The following is a 16,964-nucleotide window of genomic DNA, read 5'->3' on the forward strand; positions in this document are numbered from 1 at the left end:
CATGTATATTAATTATTACTAATTCTTCTTTCGATTTTTTCCTTTTTTAAGTAAAATCACCTCATTTTATTCTATTCCTTTGTTTGGCCAAACATACCTTTGTACAGATAATAATCATTAGGTGTCTCTTTATTTCATGAAATTAGTTGGATAAATAAAAAACAGCTAAACCAAAATTATTGGTTTAACTGTTTACTTACAGAAATTTCATCTATACAATTAATTATTCTTCAAAATTGATTTGCACATTCTTTTGTGGCGAGAAGGTTGAAATCGCATGTTTAAATACAAGCTGTTGTTTTCCTTCTGACTCGAATAACACGGTAAAATTATCAAAACCTTTGATTTGTCCACGAAGCTGAAAACCGTTTAAAAGAAATACCGTTACTGACGTTCCATCTTTCCTTAATTGATTAAGAAATTGGTCTTGAATATTCACTGCTTGTTTCATAAAATAGTCCTCCTCTTCTATCTCTATAATTAGTAATTCGATTTTAATTGAAGCTTTCCTGCCACAAATTTAGATATTTCTATATTTTTTTTGTGTCTATCCATTTCATTCGTCATATCAAACCATGTGACATTCAATTTATTTCTAAACCAAGTTAATTGGCGTTTTGCATATCTTCTTGAATTTTGTTTTAACGTTTCAATTGCTTCTTCTAAGGAAACATTACCATCAAAATACTCATATAATTCCTTATAGCCAATGGCTTGGATGGACTGAACATTTCTAATATGGTGATCATATAAGTTTTTCACTTCTTCTATTAGTCCTTGATCAATCATCATATCTACTCTTCGATTGATACGGTTATACAGTTGTTCTCTTTCCATCGTTAGTCCAATTAATGCTACATCATATAACAGATTGGGAACTTGTTGTTTATGGTATTCGGTTGCAGTTTTACCTGTGCATTCAAATATTTCAAGAGCTCTAATGACTCTCCGTATATTATTCGGATGAATATTACTCGCACTTTCAGGATCAATTTCTTTTAACATTTGGTAAACATATAAATTACCTTTTGTTAGAGCCAATTTCTCATACTTTTGGCGGATCGATTCATTACTAGGAGCCTCACTAAATTGATAATCATATATTACCGATTGTATGTATAGCCCTGTCCCACCAACAATCATAGGAACTCTATTTCTCTCATGGATTTCATCAATGGTTTTTCTCACAATGTCTTGAAATTCAGCAACAGAAAAAGGTTCATCCGGTTCCTTAATATCAATTAAATGATGTGAAATACCATCCATTTCTTCATCTTTTATTTTTGCTGTTCCTATATCCATTCCTTTATATATTTGCATGGAGTCCCCACTAATAATTTCTCCATTAAATTCCTTTGCTAAACGAATACTTAATTCTGTTTTTCCAACTGCGGTTGGACCAATTAGTACGATTAATTTTTTTTTATCTGACAAAATCTTCACAGCCTCATTTCTAAGATATCTTAATCGTACCATAAACAGTTATACATTCTTCCCTATTTTTTTATTCATATACAATTTTTTTAAATAATTTGTAGGAATTTTAACAAATATAAATCATTTAATTCTCATAATAAGTAAAAATAAAGACAGTATTTTCTCACTTTTTATTATTTTATGTAAAATGATGTTGATTTATTATATTAAATTTTTTATAATTTTATTTGTTGTTTGGATTATTTCTTCATCTTTCATATTTGATTGAGACCCTTTTAGATACTAAATTTTGAATAATCACTATCGAAAGGAGATTTATAATGCAACGGTACTTAACACTCTCTAATGAAATTCTCATTTTAACCTATGAAAAGGCAATGAAGTTAGAACTACCTAAAGAATTCATCGAATTATTACAAGAAGAAGTTGAAAAAAGACAACTTGTTATCAAATGATTTTTTCTTCCTAGAAATTTACCTTTATCATTCTACAGTATTAAACTTAAGACCTCTCAAGAAAATCCTTTAATCATGTGTTTTATAATGTATTAAAAAATTTCCTTATAATTTTTTATTTGTCCCATTTTTTTCTTAATAAATGGATATAATAACCTCCGTACATATTTACACAGAGGAGGTACTTCAATGAAAAAATATTTTTTTAGTGTTTGTGTTTTAAGTATTTCATTATTATTTAATTCCTTTCACACATTAAATGTCTATGCTCACCCTCATCCACAATTAGATGAAAAGCATAAACATCTACATATGAGTGATCAAGAAATAAATGATTTAATAAAAAAAGGTTATACAAGACATGAAGTTTTTAGAGCATATTTTATCTCAAAGCATGCCAATGAAAAGAATGTAGAAAAAATTCTTAAAGTTTTTAGAGAGAAGCAATCATGGAAGGAAACAGCTAAGCAATTTGGTGTTGACCTTGAGAAAGTAAAAAAAGAACATTTAAAAAAGCATAAAGAATTTTATGAAAAAAATAAGGCACAAATTATCAATTATTTAGCAACATACACTGGTAAATCTACTGCTACTATAGAACAATATTTAAAAGAAGATGTCGATCTCCATTTTTTAATTTTTGCAGCTGCTATATCCAAAAAAGGAAATATGGATATTTCCAAAATTATCCAAGATAAGAAAAGTGGAAAAAGCATGAAAGAAATCACGGAATCAGCTAAATTAGATCCAAAAGCAGTGTTTCATGAGGTTAAGAATATCCAACATGGCATTTTTGAAGCCATCAAAAATAAAAAATAATCATTTAATTAAGGATGTCTTTTAATGTGATAAATCTCCTAATGGGCAACTCATTCTTACTGTGACAATTCAATCATTTTTTTATCATTCAACCAACTGTCCATTCAAAACACATGCTCATTCCATAGTATATATTAAGCTTTTGGATGGAGGTGAATGAAAAGATGTCAGGTTACTCAGGTGGAGGCTTTGCTGCTGGATTTGCATTGATTGTTGTATTGTTTATCCTGTTAATCATTGTAGGTTCTGCTTATATTGGTGGAGGTTATGGAGGTTACTAATCTCTAATTAAAAAGATGATTCAACAATGTTGATTAACCGTTGAGGGTAGATCAACATCACTTCTTCATTAATTAATAAAGAAAAACGCACCAGTCTATAAACTGGTGCATTTTTCTTTAGTGAATATTTTTTTTCTTGAAATTACCACCACGAACCTCTGCAATATCCCCTACCGCTAGGAACGCTTTATCATCTATTTCCTCTAAAATAGCCGTCAGTTTTGCTTCTTCAAGTCGGTTAATAATACAAAAAATCACTTTTTTTTCATCTTCAGTATAAGCGCCTTCACCTTTTAAATAAGTGACCCCTCTTCCTAAACGGGCAAGAATAGCGTCTCCTACCTCCTTGTGTTTATCAGTTATAATCCAGATTGATTTTGACTCATCAAATCCTTTAACAACCGTATCGATCGTTTTTGTAGCAATAACATAGGCAATAATTGAGTACATTGAACGATCCCATGAAAAGACAAAGCCTGCTACTCCTAGAATAAACACATTAATAATCATAATAATTTCACCAACAGAAAACGGAAGCTTCTTATTAAAGAGAATAGCTAGTATTTCGGTTCCATCTAACGCACCACCATATCGAATAACGATCCCAACTCCTGCTCCTATAACAATTCCACCAAAAATAGTAGCTAAAAAGATATTTTCAGTAAATGCCGGTACTGGGTGAAATAAAGCTGTGAAAATAGATAGTACGATAATTCCAAAAAGGGTAGAAATTGCAAAGGTTTTACCAATTTGTTTTCGACCAATAAAGAAGAATGGTAGATTTAAAACGAAGATAAAAATTCCAAGAGGTAAAGTAGTAATATGCGAGAGCATAATTGATATCCCGGTTATTCCTCCATCAATAACACTATTCGGGACTAAGAAAATTTCTAAACCAACAGCCATTAGGATTGCACCGATTGATATAGCAATTGCCCTTTGGATGACTTTTAGCTTAGACATAGGTTTATGCATGGTTCTTGACTGTTCTTGCTGATAGGTCATTCATTTCTCTCCTCCATCTTGTATATATTCTAATTATAACAAAAATATTAAATTTATAAAAAAGATAACCTAGTATAAATTATTATTTTTTTATTTAACTATTTCCCTTACATTCAAAATGAAGTATAATAGTTCATACAATTATATAGTAAATAGGTTTTCTAGGGTTCCGCGTATTAAACGGACTGGTCCGAGAGAAAACCCGCAAGAAGTTTTTTGCGTCACGGAAGGATAAAAGCCTGGGAGAATAATTAATTATTCCCCTAGGCTTTTTTTGTTATCTAATTTTTTTCTTTTGGAGGTGCATGAAAGGATGAACAGACAATGGGGTTCTATATTCATTGGAGCTTTTTTTGAGGTGATATGGGTGATTGGATTGAAACATGCAAATACTTTTCTAACATGGACAGGTACAATCATTGCCATTATCATCAGTTTTTATTTATTAATAATGGCTGGTAAAAAACTGCCAGTTGGCACTGCCTATGCAGTGTTTGTAGGTCTTGGAACTGCAGGTACTGTTATCTCAGAAATATTATTTTTTAATGAATCTTTTAAGTTAGTAAAATTAATCCTAATTATCATATTATTGATTGGTGTCATTGGTCTAAAAATCTTGTCAAATGAAAAAGACGTAAAAGGAGGCGAAGAATAATGGCATGGATTTACTTAATATTGGCAGGAATTGGTGAAATGTTGGGTGTTATGTTCATCAATAAACTTCATAAAGATCGAAATCTGCTATCCTTTCTTTTACTCTTTCTAGGTTTCGGAGGTAGTTTTTTATTTTTGGCTTTAGCTATGGAAAGTTTACCTATGGGTACTGCTTATGCCATTTGGACAGGAATTGGTGCTTCAGGTGGAGCAATTTTAGGGATGATTTTCTATGGTGAACAGAGCGATTGGAAACGATTTTCCTGTATTGCCCTTGTTGTTGCAGCCGCAGTAGGACTTAAATTAATATCATGATGCAAAAAATTGAGGACAATCTTACCTAATAGCCTATTCAATGCTGCTTACACTTTCAGATGTCCAATCAAAAAGGCATATATTTAATTAAACCTTATATAAAGTACTTAAAACATAAAATGTTACGCAATATTATGAGGAAAAGAAGAAGGATAGGAGATTGATGTGCACCCCAAAAGTTAGACCAGAAATCAAACTTTTGGGGTGTTTTTTATGGTCAAATACGATGAAGGATTTAAGCAACAAATTGTAGATGCTTATCTTTCAGGAGAAGGTGGCTGTGATTCCATAATTCTTTATAAAGAATATCAATAGTTTCTAATAAATTTTCGTTCTTATCTATTTTTAAAACCCTTACCATTTAATTTCCCTCCATGTATACATATTGTTAATAAATATTCGATAAATTAGAGGGAATATCCTTTTTAGCTAAACTACCTGTTAGTCGAACAAGAAAAAAGGGCTTCTAAATAAAAAAGTACACCACTAAAATAAAAGTGATGTACTAATTATCAATAGTTGTGTGATATGAAAGACAAGTTACTGTTCTTGTTTTTTAAACATACAATCACTGATCGTTAATTTTTCAGAGTAGCTACTTCCTTATTATTTATTCCTCTTTTGAAATTGTTCGATTACCTGATTTCTTTCACCTCCGTCAGACAGTTCCTCCGAAAACTCATGAATGTGGTTTTGTTCTGGATTAGTACGTTTTCTAGATTTCATTTCCACCGTATTTAAATTATTATTAGGCGCTGCTTCTTCATTCCATTTTCCCATGTAATCATCCCTTCACACTAATATCATTCCATATTAGTGTGTTTCAATTTATCAAGAACATTCTCCGCTATTACTTATTTTCATCCTTATTTCTTCGATTTCTTTCCTTTATTCCATCTGTGTATTCTACTAGCTTATAAAGAAGATAAAAGGGCCAAATTAATATGAGAATTACACTAAACCACAAGGTCTTTTTCGTTACAAACATCATTGTGATCGTTCCAAGCAATAAATAAATAATGAGTTCTAGCATAGCTTTTCCCCTCTCATTATTTTCTCTCCAATTTATTCAACTAACCATTGATTAACATTTTGGATGATCTTTTATTCATCATATCCAACCACCACTTGTCTTGTTCATACTCAAAATCTTTTCCATATTATGTTTCATTGAAATAACAAGTAAATTAAAAATGCCATCATTTCATTAAATTTTAAAACAAAAAAAGCCTTAACAATCTCTCATAAGATTGCTTAGGCTTTTTAAAATTATGCCAGGCGGTTTTGTTTTTCTATCTCTTGCAACCTTGTTTCGAGGCGTTGTATATCTTCTTTGTTTTGGGCTATTAATTTTAAAAAGTTGTTTCTCAATCGATTGACCACAATTGCACTTTCTTCCCTTGTCAAGTTTGCACCAGGACGTGTGCCATCGTAATAACCATTGGAGGTTGCTTCTTTCCAATCTTTTTCTGCCCATGTGCTTACTTTGTTAATATCTCGAACATTCACTATCGGCACCTCCTTATTTACATTTTTTGAATCAACACGAATAGAACTAAGTTCTGTGGAATCATATTTGGTCAATTCATTTGATTCAATTATCTCAATAATTTTTTTTGCATAATTAGGATCTGTGGCATAGCCGCTATTTTTGACTTCTTGAGCAGCCTTTTTATAATCCGTTTCTCCAATTATTTTCTTATACCGACCACGACTATCACCAGTGTTATATAGGTTCGCTAAATCGACCATAGATTCAAACCATGTAGGATATTTTCTAAATGCTTTATCAACTTTTATAGGCTTACCATTAACATACTCAGTGGTTTCTAGTATGATTGATTGACCCTTGTACTCACCCTTTATCCCAAAGATATTCTTACATTTTACTGCTAAAGTACTTCTTCCCCAGTTTGATTCAAGAATGGCTTGAGCTATGATCAATGATGCTAAAATACCATAATCCTTTTGAATACGTTGGGCATATGGAGTAATTTCATTTATAAAGCTCATAATGCACCTCCTTTTTATTAGTAGATGCATTGAATTGCAGTATTGCAAAGGCTTATTCATTGATAAATAATTGAATAAATAAAAAAACGGTGGGCTAGTCTTTGTTGAAAATGCATGCACTAGCTTTTTTGGTTTGGTTTTTATGACAATAGTAAATATTTTCCAATATATATATATCCTTTACGACAATTAAACCTCAAATTAAACAGAGAAGGAGAGAAAGACAAATATGATTATTTCCTTGGCTAACGATTTTTTTTAGTCCCAAATAAACAGTTAATAGATACCTTCCAGCTTCTACAATGTCAGTATTATTAGCTTGTTTATATCTATTTAACGTTCCATATTATCTACTCAAATTTCTAATTTAAATGAGTAATATCTTTTTAAGTTTCTCCTTGAATACATTTCTTTCAATAGCTCAAACTATACAATAAACTATTTAAGGGGACCTCTTTTTTATGGAAACGATCAAGCCAATTCAGATAAATACTGATAAAGAATTAAAAAGCGAAAAATTAACTTCTGCAGAAATGGGGAAACTTTGGGCGACGTATATGGGAAATAGTATGTCTATACAGATATTATCCTATTACCTACAAAATGTTGAAGATACAGCTATCGAAATTTTGTTAAAAAATGCACTAAACTTATCTAAAGAGTTTCTAGCAAAAATCACAGAAATTTTTCAAAAAGAAAGCTTTCCACTCCCCGTTGGATTTTCAAGTGATGATGTAAATTTAGGTGCTCCAAGATTATTTGAAGATCCATTCTATGTGCATTATTTAAAGTATGTTGCTAAAGCAGGGTTAAGCATTTACATGATTGCAATCCCTTTAATGTATAGAGAAGATGTAAAATCATTTTTTCAAGATAGTATGGACAAAACCATGCAATTGATGGAACAAATAAATTCCATCTTAATGAAAAAAGGTCTTATTAAAAAGCCTCCAATTATTCCAACACCTGATAAAGCAACATTTGCGTCTGAGGACTTCTTAAACGGATATTTCGGAGATGTCCGCTCTTTACATGCGCTAGAAATAACCCATCTTTATGATAATATTGAAAATAATGTAACAAGCAAGGCTCTAATTACAGCATTTTCGCAAGTTGCTAGGAATAAAAATATTCGAGATTTATTTATTAAAGGGAAAAGAATGACGGAAAAAAATGTGGATCATTATATACAGAAGCTACATGATGAAAATTTACCCTCTCCATCATTACTTGATGATCTAATTACCAAGTCAGAATTCCCCCCATTTTCCGATAAACTTATGCTATTCCACAAGGTGGATATGTTCTCAATGAAAATTAGGACTATGGGAAACTCCTTGGCAGTAAATGGGAGAAGTGATATTGCACTCATGTACGTTAAATCATTAACAAATATTGGTAGGTTTGTGGGTGAAGGATCCAAAATTATGATGAAGAATAATTGGATGGAGCAACCCCCGTTTGCATTAGATCGAGAAAATATAAAATGATGAATGAAGAAATTTCAAATTAATGCATTCCCTTTTTTGTAGAACAAATTTGAAACCTTTTCTAATCTCCAATCGTATATATCAGTTAACGTTTACGAAGGAGTAGAAAAATGAAATTGTTACGATATTTTTTTTGGGTGACTGATATAGGTTTTATATTATATTGGACCATAACTTTTTTACATATTATTCCTGATGAATATCTTTTTAAGGATTATAAAAATCCTATTCTTTCAGCTTGGAACTGGTCATTTTTTCCTTTAGATATTCTAATTTCAATTACTGGATTCACAAGTCTATACTTATATAAAAAAGGAAAGTCAGCATGGAGTAAAATGGCTATTGTATCGTTAGTTTTAACATCATGTTCTGGTCTACAAGCAATCTCCTTTTGGGTATTAAGAAGTGACTTTGATCCATCTTGGTGGATACCTAATTTGTTTTTACTTGTCTATCCCATATTTTTTCTTCCAGGACTATTTAAAGAGAATCAGAAATGATATTCTGGTTCTCTTTTTATTAGCACTTTAAAAAAACACAATGCTTAGTTTTAAATTAAGCAATCCTCTCAAGTATTAAAGTAATTTTTATCGAGTGCAAATGTCACTTTCCTTAAGCCTTCTTGTTCCAACTTTAAAGACTGCATTAAATGAATTATAGAATTTATTATTCTTTTTATTTGTTTTCAGACAAAGTAGAAGATTTTTTCCATTTACCCTTTCATTCGCGTTTTAGAGTGCTGCCTTTAATTTAGAACAATGAATACAGCTTATTATTGGTAAAAAAGAATAAATCCTATTAAATAAAGAGTTTATCCTTGTCTATAATTACATGACTCGTCAGTTCCACGAGCATTCATTCTTATTGACTACCCATTATAGCTAAGTCATTTTGATATAACATTTATTTATCACTTTCCTGAATATTTTTGCTTTTAAAAAGATAAAATGTAGTTAAATTTTTGGCCTAATATAATAGCAAAAACTTCTTTATAATAATTCTTTTTAGCTTGTAAACAAAAAAGCTCCCCTCAAAAATCGGTAGAGAGCAGACATTCCCTAAAGCTTTACGTTTGCTATGTCATGATAAAGCATATGCTGACACAAAAAAATATATAAAATATTTTTAAAAATGCTCAGTTAAACTTTAATACTGATAAATTAAAGGAACCTCTCTTTTTAAAAGTTTGCACTAACCATTGTCAACAACAACTCTGTTTTGAATTACATTTATTTTTTTCTGAAAATAGTTGTATTATCAATACGGATTGAATCAACTTCCCCACACTTTAAACAAAAGGTGTAAATTTTATTTCCACCACTCATAGACATTTTGTTCGGTTTGATGGGCATATAATCTGTGCCTTCCGCAAATTCAGTACCACCACATTTAAGACATTTTTTATTCTCCATATCCACAATACCTCTTTCTCTAGTATCTTTTTATTTGCATTGCTTGCTTATATACGATTTAACTTCCGATAAGTTTCAAATACTAAACCTTCTGCTTGCATAGCTTGATACCTCTTAATAGTTGTTCCGGCTTTTCTTTATAATTTTATTAGATAATCAGTCAGAATTTTTATTTTAATGCATTTTTTAGTTTCGTGTTCTTTTATTTGAGCTTTTCTCATCGATGAAAGACTGAACCATACTCCACATAAAGCCAGACCGGCTATCGAAATCCATAATGCTGTTAGGAACCCTAGTCTGTCGGCTATGGCACCTCCTAGTGGGGCGCCAATAACGACTGCACTACGGTTGATGGATCGTAGCGTGGCATTCATGCGACCTCTTGCAGATGAGATGGTGTGATAGACTGACGGTAACCCATTTCCTGAGGACCCTCGATTCCGGCAAAGCCGTACAAGAGCTGCCCTACAAACGCAAATAGGGGTTTGCTCTGCGGGTCGGAGTTGCTAGCTGCAGGAGCAAGAGCCATCAGGAGCACTACTGGACTATAGATAATTCGAGAAAAAGCCATTGCTCGACGACACCAAAGCGTTTACCAGCTCGAGAAGATAGCGAGCGAGGTTCCAGCTACCACACCGACACCTGCTAAGTTCATCTTATCAAGAGGTTTTGATATTTTAGGGTGAATTAGTGATATTATGTTAATATGATTATAGGAAATTTAAGAATATTCTTAATAACAGAGGTTGCTTTTAAGGAAAAAAGGACTAAACAAGGGAGAATAAAGGAAAGGAGAGTAAGATTGTGAAAAAGACTGTTTCTATCGTACTAGGTTTTATTATTCTCATCATCATTTTGATAAATTTACCAAGTATGATTGCCCATATGAAGAAGTATTCGTTCGACCATAATAAACAGTTTTCAATTGAGACAAAAGTTAAAAGTTATAAAGAGTTACGAGAGATGTATTATCAACAAATGAAATTAGCCCAGAAATTAGAAGGCACAATAAAATATTCATTAGTAGCTAAAGAAATAAGAAAAGGCTATGATGCTGTTACTTATGATGTATATTTTTTAGAGGATAGGCCTCAAATAAAGGTAAAAATTGAACTACCAATAACAAAATACAAGGATAGCAATATGACTATAAACTTTATATCGGGCACAGGAAAGATTTTAGAAATATATGAGGATGGAAAATGGAAAGCTTTTAGTAAAAAAATTACACCAGAGATTATTAATAACAATGAATAGAAGTAGTTCAAAAAATAGATCACTATTTTCTTATTAATTATAAGTTAGCATTTTACATCACTTTTCGAAACGAGTTCTTTTTTTCTTCAATTTTTTTCACTAACCTGTCCCTTTAGTCGAATTGAACGCTTTTATCCTTGTAAATCCACTACATATTAATTTAAAACTTCTTTAACGAAAACCTCTATTCTGAACTGTTAGTTAAAAATACAACAAATTTATCATTTAGTTTCCAATCCTTTTATACCGTATTTGCTTATCCCATTATTCCCCTCTATACATCTATTTTCCAGTTTTATAAAATTATTAAGTACATCAAGATCAAACTGGAGGATACTAAATATGGGTTTATTCGGAACTTCTATAAAAAAAACAGATACTGAGTTTTCCTGGAACAAAAACAAAATTGTTATTGAAGATGGATACATAAGAAGTGAAGGGCTTATTAACACATCAAGAATCCCAATGAAACACATAGATACAGTTACTTATTCTTTTGAAGGAATAAAAATTGGGCCGGAATTAAAAATCATTGGACAAGGCACTGTATTAGGTACATTAAAAGTGGGTGCTGATCTAATAAATGAAATTCAAGATTGGATACTTGCTAAACTATAAAACTCTATTTTGCTCCACAATGTGAAGCATTAACTTTTTTTTTTCAAAAATTATTGCTGAAAACTTTCTCTCAAAGGACTGTACTTTTCCTTTTTTTATTAAAAATGCAATAATGATACTTATTAAATATATTGGAGAATACTTATATGACTTGGTTATTATTATCTTTATTTGGTTTTATATTGATTGTTTTATCAATTTTTTATTTTGTTTATGAAGCTAAATCCTATAGAAATAAAGCTTTAGGAACTTTGTCTTTGATATTTGATCTTTTATTTTCATTTGGAAGTGGGATCATTTTATTTGGATTCCTTCTCATAATTATTGGATTGATTAAAGCTACTGGTTCTTGATAATAAATAGAACAAACTGTTTAGTAGGTTTCACTTTATCTTCGCACTACGACACACCCTTATTAAGGTGTTATTTCTCCATTTCCACGAAGTTTTCCCATTAAGTTATCATTAAAATAGCGGAAAATTTCACAAATCATTTTAGAAAAACTAACGTCAATCAATAAATATGGTCAAAATAAAAAAACAAGGTAAAGCCAGTTTCACGAACATTCATTTCCATTCACTTCACATAATAACCTAGTCAATTCGAAATATATCTTATTTTTCACTTTCGCATTTTTTTGCTTAACGAAATATAATATTTGGTCAATCTCGGACAATTAATATTATAGAAAAAACTTGATATAGCTGCTACGTAACTAGTGAACAAAAAAATAAGCTCTCCTACAAAAATGTAAGAGAGCAGAAAATTCATTCTAAGCTTTTCACTTCTATGCATCTTCAATTGCTTCTTGACCTTTTAAAAGTAGTTGCAAAAATTACAATTGCTAAATAAAGCTTCTTAAAAATCCTTTTTCAACAACATAAATAGACTTAAAAGAAGTTTTTAACCTGTTAAAATATCCTCACTTGGATATTTAATTTTTTCTTTTTCCTGTTTTGCAATTGAAAGAGCTAAAGTCAAAGGTCCTAATTTACCAAATAACATGGTCAATACAATGATAAGCTTTCCTAAAATTGAAAGATCCGCTGTTATTCCCATGGATAATCCTACTGTACCAAAAGCTGAGATAACTTCAAAAAATAGTTTTAGAAAAGGCTCTGATTCAGTAATGTTTAAGATAAATACACTTATGAAAATAAATACAATGCTAATGGTTAGCACTGCCAGAGAGCGATAAATAATATTATCTTTAATCGATCTATTAGCAATAGTAATGTGACTCTTTCCTCGTAAAAAGGTCAATACGGATAAAGCAATAACAATAAAAGTGGTAAGTTTTATACCTCCACCAGTTGAAGCACTACCTGCACCAACAAACATTAACAGTAACATTAATGTGATTGTTCCCTCATGTAAACTCCCGATATCTAATGTGTTAAATCCAGCAGTACGGGTTGTCACTGCTTGAAAATAGGCTGACCATAATTTATCCCCTAGCGAAGTCAAAGAGCCTAAAGTATTTGGATTACCATACTCCAAGAAGAAAACAATAATCATAGCAAATAAATTAATAACTAATGTACCTATAATCATTAGTTTTGAGTGGAGGCTTAAATTTTTGAAATTACGTTTATGCCATATATCTATTAATACTGTGAAACCTATACCTCCTAAAATAAAAAGAAATGATATAACTAAATTCACCAATGGATCTCCAACATATTTCATCAAGTTATCTGACCAGATGGAAAAACCTGCATTATTGAAAGCTGATATTGAATGAAAAAAGCTATAGTACATTCCTTTAGCCCATCCATACTCTGGTACCCATTTGATAGATAAAAGCAGCATAGCAAATATTTCAATTGTAAATGAATATATAAACAAATTTTTAACTAACTTTATTACCCCACCAATAGAAGTTGCATTTAAAGCTTGCTGTACAATTAATCTTTCTTTAAATCCAATTTTTTTTCCTAGCATGATTAAAATTAATACGGCAAATGACATAATTCCTAGTCCACCGACTTGTATAAGCAAAACGATTACTATTTGACCAAAAATAGTATATGCAGTACCTGTGTCGACTACGGCAAGGCCAGTAACTGTCATAGCTGATGTAGTAGTAAAAAGAGCATCTACCCAACTAACAGAACTAGTAGTTGAAAATGGTAATTTTAATAATGACGTTCCTAAAATAATGAAAAATAGAAACACAAGAACTAACAATTGATAAGGATTTAATCTTATATATTTTAAATTCATTTTATACACCCTTTTTTTCAAAAAGAGAAATATCTTTATTATTTCCGATTACAATTAAAACATCGTTTATTGTAACTACTTCCTCAGCTGAAGGAGAGATGACAAATGAACCATTTCGCTGAATCCCCACAATGGTACATCCATAATTTGCCCGTATATCGAGCTCACCTAAGCTGCAACCATCAATTTTCTTTGTAGCTACAATTTCTACCATACTGTGATCCTTAGATAGCTCAATAAAATCAATCATTTTATCTGAAACTATATGATGAGCTATCCTCTTTGCTACATCTCTTTCTGGATGAATCACTCTATCAACACCAATTTTTTTTAAAACTTTTGAATGATAGTCATTTTGGGCTTTTGCCCAAACTTGTGGTACACCAATCTCTTTTAACAACATTGAGGTTAATATACTCGATTGCATATTATCCCCAAATGAAACAAAGGCGTGATCAACATTCCGTATACCAAGGTGATTTAAAATTGTTTCATCTATTACATCTGCACAAACTGCAAATGTTGCCAAGTTCATATAATCGTTGACTTTTTCTTCATTTTTATCAATTGCGATTACTTCAATATCCATATCATGAAATTCTTTTACGAGGGTACCCCCAAAACGTCCTAAACCGAAAACAGCAAATGACTTTCTCTTCATCTTAACCTTCCTTATTAAGTTCTTATTTTATTAATCTATCCTTTTCTAACAGAACTCATAAAAATTATTTCTTCATAAAAAAAACCACAGGGGATTATCCCGTGGTCATATCATTAGATCACAAGTTCCATCACCCTCTTCTCAACGCTTACGAGGTTAGCTGTCGGATTCGGGTCAAAAAGTAACCCTACCTTTAAAATAAAGGACTCACCCCAAGTAGCGATAATAAGCTACAGATTGGTTCCCCCGTTCTATACAGATTCAGCGATTAAGATGATTTATTAAATTCATGAAAGTAATATATTTCACTTTAAAGTGGACCCCTTCGTCAAGACACTAATTTAAATTTTTTAAGGTGGGTCAGAATCCATTATGGATATCTGCTTTATAGGAGCTAGAGGTGCTCACTGGGGCTAGGGGGGTGGTAGGTGCACATTTTTTTGCGAGTGATTCATCCTACTCTATTTTTCCTTCTCAGGGGAGGTTCTGTCAAGGGCGAGCGGAGCGAGGGCTAGCCATACCCTTGACAGGTTCTTCCCTGAGAAGTATCATCCCTTATGGATGAATCACTCCGAGGCCATAAACGGAGGCGGGGGGTTTATAGCCAATCGATTGGTGAGGGCGTTCATAGTTATAGAAGTGGATAAAATTGTTAATCTCTTTCCTTGCTTCTCTTGGACTCTCGTAATCTTTTAAGTAAACCTCCTCATATTTAATCGTTCTCCATAACCTCTCTGTAACAATATTATCAAGGGCTCTTCCTTTGCCGTCCATGCTAATTCGGATGTCCTTATCCAGCAGTAATCCGGTATATTGGGGACTGGTAAAATGGCTACCCTGATCACTATTTAAGATCTCTGGCTGTCCTACCGACAGAGCCCGTTTCACTGCCTCCAAGACAAAGTCAATCTCTAGTGTTTGGTCTAGCTCCCAGCTAACGACAAAGCGAGAATACCAGTCTATCAGAGCTACAAGATACATCCAGCCTCGTTGGAGGCGAATGTAGGTAATATCGATTCCCCAGACGTGGTTAGGGTGGCTAATGGCCAAATTTCTAAGAAGATACGGATAGATCCGGTGCTCAAGATTGCGTTTACTAAGGTTAGGGCCGGGAGAAATCCCTGCAATGCCCATTTCCCGCATATGACGTTGTACAGCCTTGCGATTAATATTTATTCCATTGTTGTTTAGAACAACAGTAATTCGCCTAGACCCAAAATAGGGATGCTTGGTATAAATTTCATCAATCTTGTGCTTGATAAATATTTCCTCAGGAGAAGGCTCGACTGGCTTATAATACAAGCTAGTACGATTGAGCCCAAGCAGCTGAGCCTGGGTAGTGATTGGCAGCTCTTTATCATCCCAATCAATCATTTGAATACGCTCGGCCCTACTCCTTGATTCCAGATTTTTTTTTAAGCCACGACAATTGCGTGGTTAAACGGCCAACCTCAGCGTAGAGGTTTTCAATTTGATTTTCATATTCCGCCTTCATTTGATCCGCTTTTTTATTTTCTTTAGCGAAGATCGAAGGCATTTGATCAAGAAATGCATTCCTCCATTGTCTAATTTGATTGACGTGAATTCCATGAGATGAAGCGATTTCATTCATGGTCTTTTCTTCCTTTAGGACCTCTAGCACGATTTGAGCTTTAAACTCTGGTGTGTATCGATTTCTTTTCATAAACCTACTTTAACATCTCCTCATTTCGTGTCTAGTTTCTTGGGTCCATTATACTTTTTCCTTGTTGTAAAGATAAATTATTAATGTTTCTTGATTACAATTAGCTCGTATACCAAGTTTCAGTGGTTGAATATATAAACTGCCCTTCTTTAAATAAATTCAATTGAATTTTGAATTTATGCTTTTAATTGTTTGATACACATACGATATTGGTGAAGTAAATAACACTCTATTAAAGTATAATGCAAACCTTTATCTAACAGAGAAAATTAGTTACAATGAAGAAAGAATAACAGCTGAAAACACTATACACCCTTTTACTGCTTTCCTTGTAAGAGAATTAATTAAAATGCAATTAAGAAAAAAATGGGAAGTAAAATTTCAAAAGAGTTAGGAAAAGAAGTTGAAAGTAAGGGTATTCAAAGGGCACAGGCTGCAACGTAAAATGAAAATAAAAAACATGGCTTTAGTGGTTCAAAGAGACCAAAAACGTCAGCAGGTCCAAAGGAATTAATCAGGGTCAACATATCCTTGAATTATATGGAGCAGATAAAAATCCATATTTTAGAATGCATCGTTTAGAAGTCAGTCTCGTAATCCAACAGTTTGGCATTGGCGTACAAAAGAAGATAGCTTT

Annotated in this window: 20 protein-coding genes and 2 riboswitches; of the genes, 10 read left to right on the forward strand and 10 right to left on the reverse strand. The window is 32.1% G+C overall.

Features of this window, described 5'->3' with window-relative positions:
• Positions 1–223: 223 nt before the first annotated feature.
• Together hfq and miaA are read right to left on the reverse strand one after the other, a co-directional pair.
• Positions 224–451: an RNA chaperone Hfq gene (gene hfq, locus MHI39_RS15525; protein WP_058006548.1), complete on the reverse strand. Its 228-nt coding sequence runs from the start codon at positions 449–451 to the stop codon at positions 224–226.
• Positions 452–480: 29 nt separating this feature from the next.
• Entirely contained in the window at positions 481–1,476 is a 996-nt protein-coding gene (gene miaA / locus MHI39_RS15530) for a tRNA (adenosine(37)-N6)-dimethylallyltransferase MiaA (protein WP_058006549.1), read from the reverse strand.
• A 281-nt stretch (positions 1,477–1,757) separates the two neighbouring features.
• Here miaA and sda point away from each other — a divergent pair, with 281 nt between their 5' ends.
• From sda to MHI39_RS15545, 3 genes are all read left to right on the forward strand, one after another.
• The gene (sda, locus tag MHI39_RS15535; protein WP_079991171.1) at positions 1,758–1,892 is read left to right on the forward strand and encodes a sporulation histidine kinase inhibitor Sda; all 135 of its coding nucleotides are present in this window, start codon (positions 1,758–1,760) and stop codon (positions 1,890–1,892) included.
• A 189-nt stretch (positions 1,893–2,081) separates the two neighbouring features.
• A complete protein-coding gene (locus tag MHI39_RS15540; RefSeq protein ID WP_071975454.1) occupies positions 2,082–2,711 on the forward strand; it encodes a hypothetical protein in 630 nt (209 codons plus the stop codon).
• Positions 2,712–2,875: 164 nt separating this feature from the next.
• Positions 2,876–2,992, forward strand: a complete 117-nt coding sequence (locus tag MHI39_RS15545) for a YjcZ family sporulation protein (RefSeq protein WP_071975455.1) — start codon at positions 2,876–2,878, stop codon at positions 2,990–2,992.
• Positions 2,993–3,109: 117 nt separating this feature from the next.
• On the opposite strand, the gene MHI39_RS15550 is transcribed toward MHI39_RS15545, so the two are convergent.
• Positions 3,110–3,997 (reverse strand): YitT family protein, encoded by an 888-nt coding sequence (locus tag MHI39_RS15550; RefSeq protein WP_058006551.1) that lies wholly within the window; start codon positions 3,995–3,997, stop codon positions 3,110–3,112.
• Positions 3,998–4,147: 150 nt separating this feature from the next.
• Positions 4,148–4,245, forward strand: a riboswitch (guanidine-I (ykkC/yxkD leader).
• Positions 4,246–4,310: 65 nt separating this feature from the next.
• On the opposite strand from MHI39_RS15550, the gene MHI39_RS15555 reads away from it, so the two are divergent.
• Both MHI39_RS15555 and MHI39_RS15560 read left to right on the forward strand, forming a co-directional pair.
• The gene (locus tag MHI39_RS15555; RefSeq protein ID WP_058006552.1) at positions 4,311–4,652 is read left to right on the forward strand and encodes a multidrug efflux SMR transporter; all 342 of its coding nucleotides are present in this window, start codon (positions 4,311–4,313) and stop codon (positions 4,650–4,652) included.
• Positions 4,652–4,966, forward strand: coding sequence for a multidrug efflux SMR transporter (locus MHI39_RS15560; RefSeq protein ID WP_342539662.1), 315 nt, complete (start codon positions 4,652–4,654; stop codon positions 4,964–4,966). Before MHI39_RS15555 ends, MHI39_RS15560 begins: the two co-directional genes overlap by 1 nt.
• A 606-nt stretch (positions 4,967–5,572) precedes the next feature.
• Here MHI39_RS15560 and MHI39_RS15565 read toward each other — a convergent pair.
• The 3 genes from MHI39_RS15565 to MHI39_RS15575 all read right to left on the reverse strand — a co-directional run bounded on the left by MHI39_RS15565 (position 5,573) and on the right by MHI39_RS15575 (position 6,979).
• Positions 5,573–5,746: a hypothetical protein gene (locus tag MHI39_RS15565; protein WP_169793006.1), complete on the reverse strand. Its 174-nt coding sequence runs from the start codon at positions 5,744–5,746 to the stop codon at positions 5,573–5,575.
• Positions 5,747–5,816: 70 nt separating this feature from the next.
• The gene (locus MHI39_RS15570; RefSeq protein WP_058006554.1) at positions 5,817–5,999 is read right to left on the reverse strand and encodes a hypothetical protein; all 183 of its coding nucleotides are present in this window, start codon (positions 5,997–5,999) and stop codon (positions 5,817–5,819) included.
• 236 nt (positions 6,000–6,235) lie between these two features.
• Positions 6,236–6,979 carry a glycoside hydrolase family 73 protein gene (locus MHI39_RS15575; RefSeq protein WP_342539663.1) on the reverse strand — a complete coding sequence of 248 codons (744 nt, stop codon included), beginning with the start codon at positions 6,977–6,979 and terminating at the stop codon, positions 6,236–6,238.
• A gap of 461 nt (positions 6,980–7,440) precedes the next feature.
• On the opposite strand from MHI39_RS15575, the gene MHI39_RS15580 reads away from it, so the two are divergent.
• Both MHI39_RS15580 and MHI39_RS15585 read left to right on the forward strand, forming a co-directional pair.
• Positions 7,441–8,469 carry a DUF3231 family protein gene (locus MHI39_RS15580; RefSeq protein ID WP_342539665.1) on the forward strand — a complete coding sequence of 343 codons (1,029 nt, stop codon included), beginning with the start codon at positions 7,441–7,443 and terminating at the stop codon, positions 8,467–8,469.
• 110 nt (positions 8,470–8,579) lie between these two features.
• On the forward strand, positions 8,580–8,969 hold the full coding sequence (locus MHI39_RS15585) for a YvaD family protein (protein ID WP_058006557.1): 390 nt from the start codon (positions 8,580–8,582) through the stop codon (positions 8,967–8,969).
• 729 nt (positions 8,970–9,698) lie between these two features.
• Here MHI39_RS15585 and MHI39_RS15590 read toward each other — a convergent pair.
• A complete protein-coding gene (locus tag MHI39_RS15590) occupies positions 9,699–9,881 on the reverse strand; it encodes a hypothetical protein (RefSeq protein ID WP_280617455.1) in 183 nt (60 codons plus the stop codon).
• Between the two features lie 804 nt (positions 9,882–10,685).
• On the opposite strand from MHI39_RS15590, the gene MHI39_RS15595 reads away from it, so the two are divergent.
• From MHI39_RS15595 to MHI39_RS15605, 3 genes are all read left to right on the forward strand, one after another.
• Positions 10,686–11,138 (forward strand): hypothetical protein, encoded by a 453-nt coding sequence (locus MHI39_RS15595; protein ID WP_342539668.1) that lies wholly within the window; start codon positions 10,686–10,688, stop codon positions 11,136–11,138.
• A 342-nt stretch (positions 11,139–11,480) separates the two neighbouring features.
• Entirely contained in the window at positions 11,481–11,756 is a 276-nt protein-coding gene (locus MHI39_RS15600) for a hypothetical protein (RefSeq protein WP_280617452.1), read from the forward strand.
• A 146-nt stretch (positions 11,757–11,902) separates the two neighbouring features.
• On the forward strand, positions 11,903–12,109 hold the full coding sequence (locus tag MHI39_RS15605) for a hypothetical protein (RefSeq protein WP_280617451.1): 207 nt from the start codon (positions 11,903–11,905) through the stop codon (positions 12,107–12,109).
• A 550-nt stretch (positions 12,110–12,659) separates the two neighbouring features.
• Here MHI39_RS15605 and MHI39_RS15610 read toward each other — a convergent pair.
• The 3 genes from MHI39_RS15610 to MHI39_RS15620 form a co-directional block, all read right to left on the reverse strand.
• The gene (locus tag MHI39_RS15610; protein WP_342539671.1) at positions 12,660–13,982 is read right to left on the reverse strand and encodes a TrkH family potassium uptake protein; all 1,323 of its coding nucleotides are present in this window, start codon (positions 13,980–13,982) and stop codon (positions 12,660–12,662) included.
• Position 13,983: 1 nt separating this feature from the next.
• Positions 13,984–14,643, reverse strand: coding sequence for a TrkA family potassium uptake protein (locus MHI39_RS15615; protein ID WP_058006562.1), 660 nt, complete (start codon positions 14,641–14,643; stop codon positions 13,984–13,986).
• 130 nt (positions 14,644–14,773) lie between these two features.
• Positions 14,774–14,920, reverse strand: a riboswitch (cyclic di-AMP (ydaO/yuaA leader).
• 278 nt (positions 14,921–15,198) lie between these two features.
• A protein-coding gene (locus MHI39_RS15620; RefSeq protein ID WP_152984831.1) for an IS3 family transposase occupies positions 15,199–16,327 on the reverse strand; the annotation gives its coding sequence in 2 pieces (ribosomal slippage) (positions 15,199–16,062 and positions 16,064–16,327; 1,128 coding nt in all).
• Positions 16,328–16,964 lie beyond the last annotated feature (637 nt).

The organism is Heyndrickxia sp. FSL K6-6286, assembly GCF_038630395.1.
In the GTDB taxonomy this organism is placed as follows: domain Bacteria; phylum Bacillota; class Bacilli; order Bacillales; family Bacillaceae_C; genus Heyndrickxia; species Heyndrickxia oleronia.

What these genes read in the sequence shown, in the direction of transcription:
- hfq (WP_058006548.1), bottom strand. Translation starts at nt 451, where the DNA reads ATGAAACAAGCAGTGAATATTCAAGACCAATTTCTTAATCAATTAAGG.
- miaA (WP_058006549.1), bottom strand. Translation starts at nt 1,476, where the DNA reads ATGGTACGATTAAGATATCTTAGAAATGAGGCTGTGAAGATTTTGTCA.
- sda (WP_079991171.1), top strand. Translation starts at nt 1,758, where the DNA reads ATGCAACGGTACTTAACACTCTCTAATGAAATTCTCATTTTAACCTAT.
- MHI39_RS15540 (WP_071975454.1), top strand. Translation starts at nt 2,082, where the DNA reads ATGAAAAAATATTTTTTTAGTGTTTGTGTTTTAAGTATTTCATTATTA.
- MHI39_RS15545 (WP_071975455.1), top strand. Translation starts at nt 2,876, where the DNA reads ATGTCAGGTTACTCAGGTGGAGGCTTTGCTGCTGGATTTGCATTGATT.
- MHI39_RS15550 (WP_058006551.1), bottom strand. Translation starts at nt 3,997, where the DNA reads ATGACCTATCAGCAAGAACAGTCAAGAACCATGCATAAACCTATGTCT.
- MHI39_RS15555 (WP_058006552.1), top strand. Translation starts at nt 4,311, where the DNA reads ATGAACAGACAATGGGGTTCTATATTCATTGGAGCTTTTTTTGAGGTG.
- MHI39_RS15560 (WP_342539662.1), top strand. Translation starts at nt 4,652, where the DNA reads ATGGCATGGATTTACTTAATATTGGCAGGAATTGGTGAAATGTTGGGT.
- MHI39_RS15565 (WP_169793006.1), bottom strand. Translation starts at nt 5,746, where the DNA reads ATGGGAAAATGGAATGAAGAAGCAGCGCCTAATAATAATTTAAATACG.
- MHI39_RS15570 (WP_058006554.1), bottom strand. Translation starts at nt 5,999, where the DNA reads ATGCTAGAACTCATTATTTATTTATTGCTTGGAACGATCACAATGATG.
- MHI39_RS15575 (WP_342539663.1), bottom strand. Translation starts at nt 6,979, where the DNA reads ATGAGCTTTATAAATGAAATTACTCCATATGCCCAACGTATTCAAAAG.
- MHI39_RS15580 (WP_342539665.1), top strand. Translation starts at nt 7,441, where the DNA reads ATGGAAACGATCAAGCCAATTCAGATAAATACTGATAAAGAATTAAAA.
- MHI39_RS15585 (WP_058006557.1), top strand. Translation starts at nt 8,580, where the DNA reads ATGAAATTGTTACGATATTTTTTTTGGGTGACTGATATAGGTTTTATA.
- MHI39_RS15590 (WP_280617455.1), bottom strand. Translation starts at nt 9,881, where the DNA reads ATGGAGAATAAAAAATGTCTTAAATGTGGTGGTACTGAATTTGCGGAA.
- MHI39_RS15600 (WP_280617452.1), top strand. Translation starts at nt 11,481, where the DNA reads ATGGGTTTATTCGGAACTTCTATAAAAAAAACAGATACTGAGTTTTCC.
- MHI39_RS15605 (WP_280617451.1), top strand. Translation starts at nt 11,903, where the DNA reads ATGACTTGGTTATTATTATCTTTATTTGGTTTTATATTGATTGTTTTA.
- MHI39_RS15610 (WP_342539671.1), bottom strand. Translation starts at nt 13,982, where the DNA reads ATGAATTTAAAATATATAAGATTAAATCCTTATCAATTGTTAGTTCTT.
- MHI39_RS15615 (WP_058006562.1), bottom strand. Translation starts at nt 14,643, where the DNA reads ATGAAGAGAAAGTCATTTGCTGTTTTCGGTTTAGGACGTTTTGGGGGT.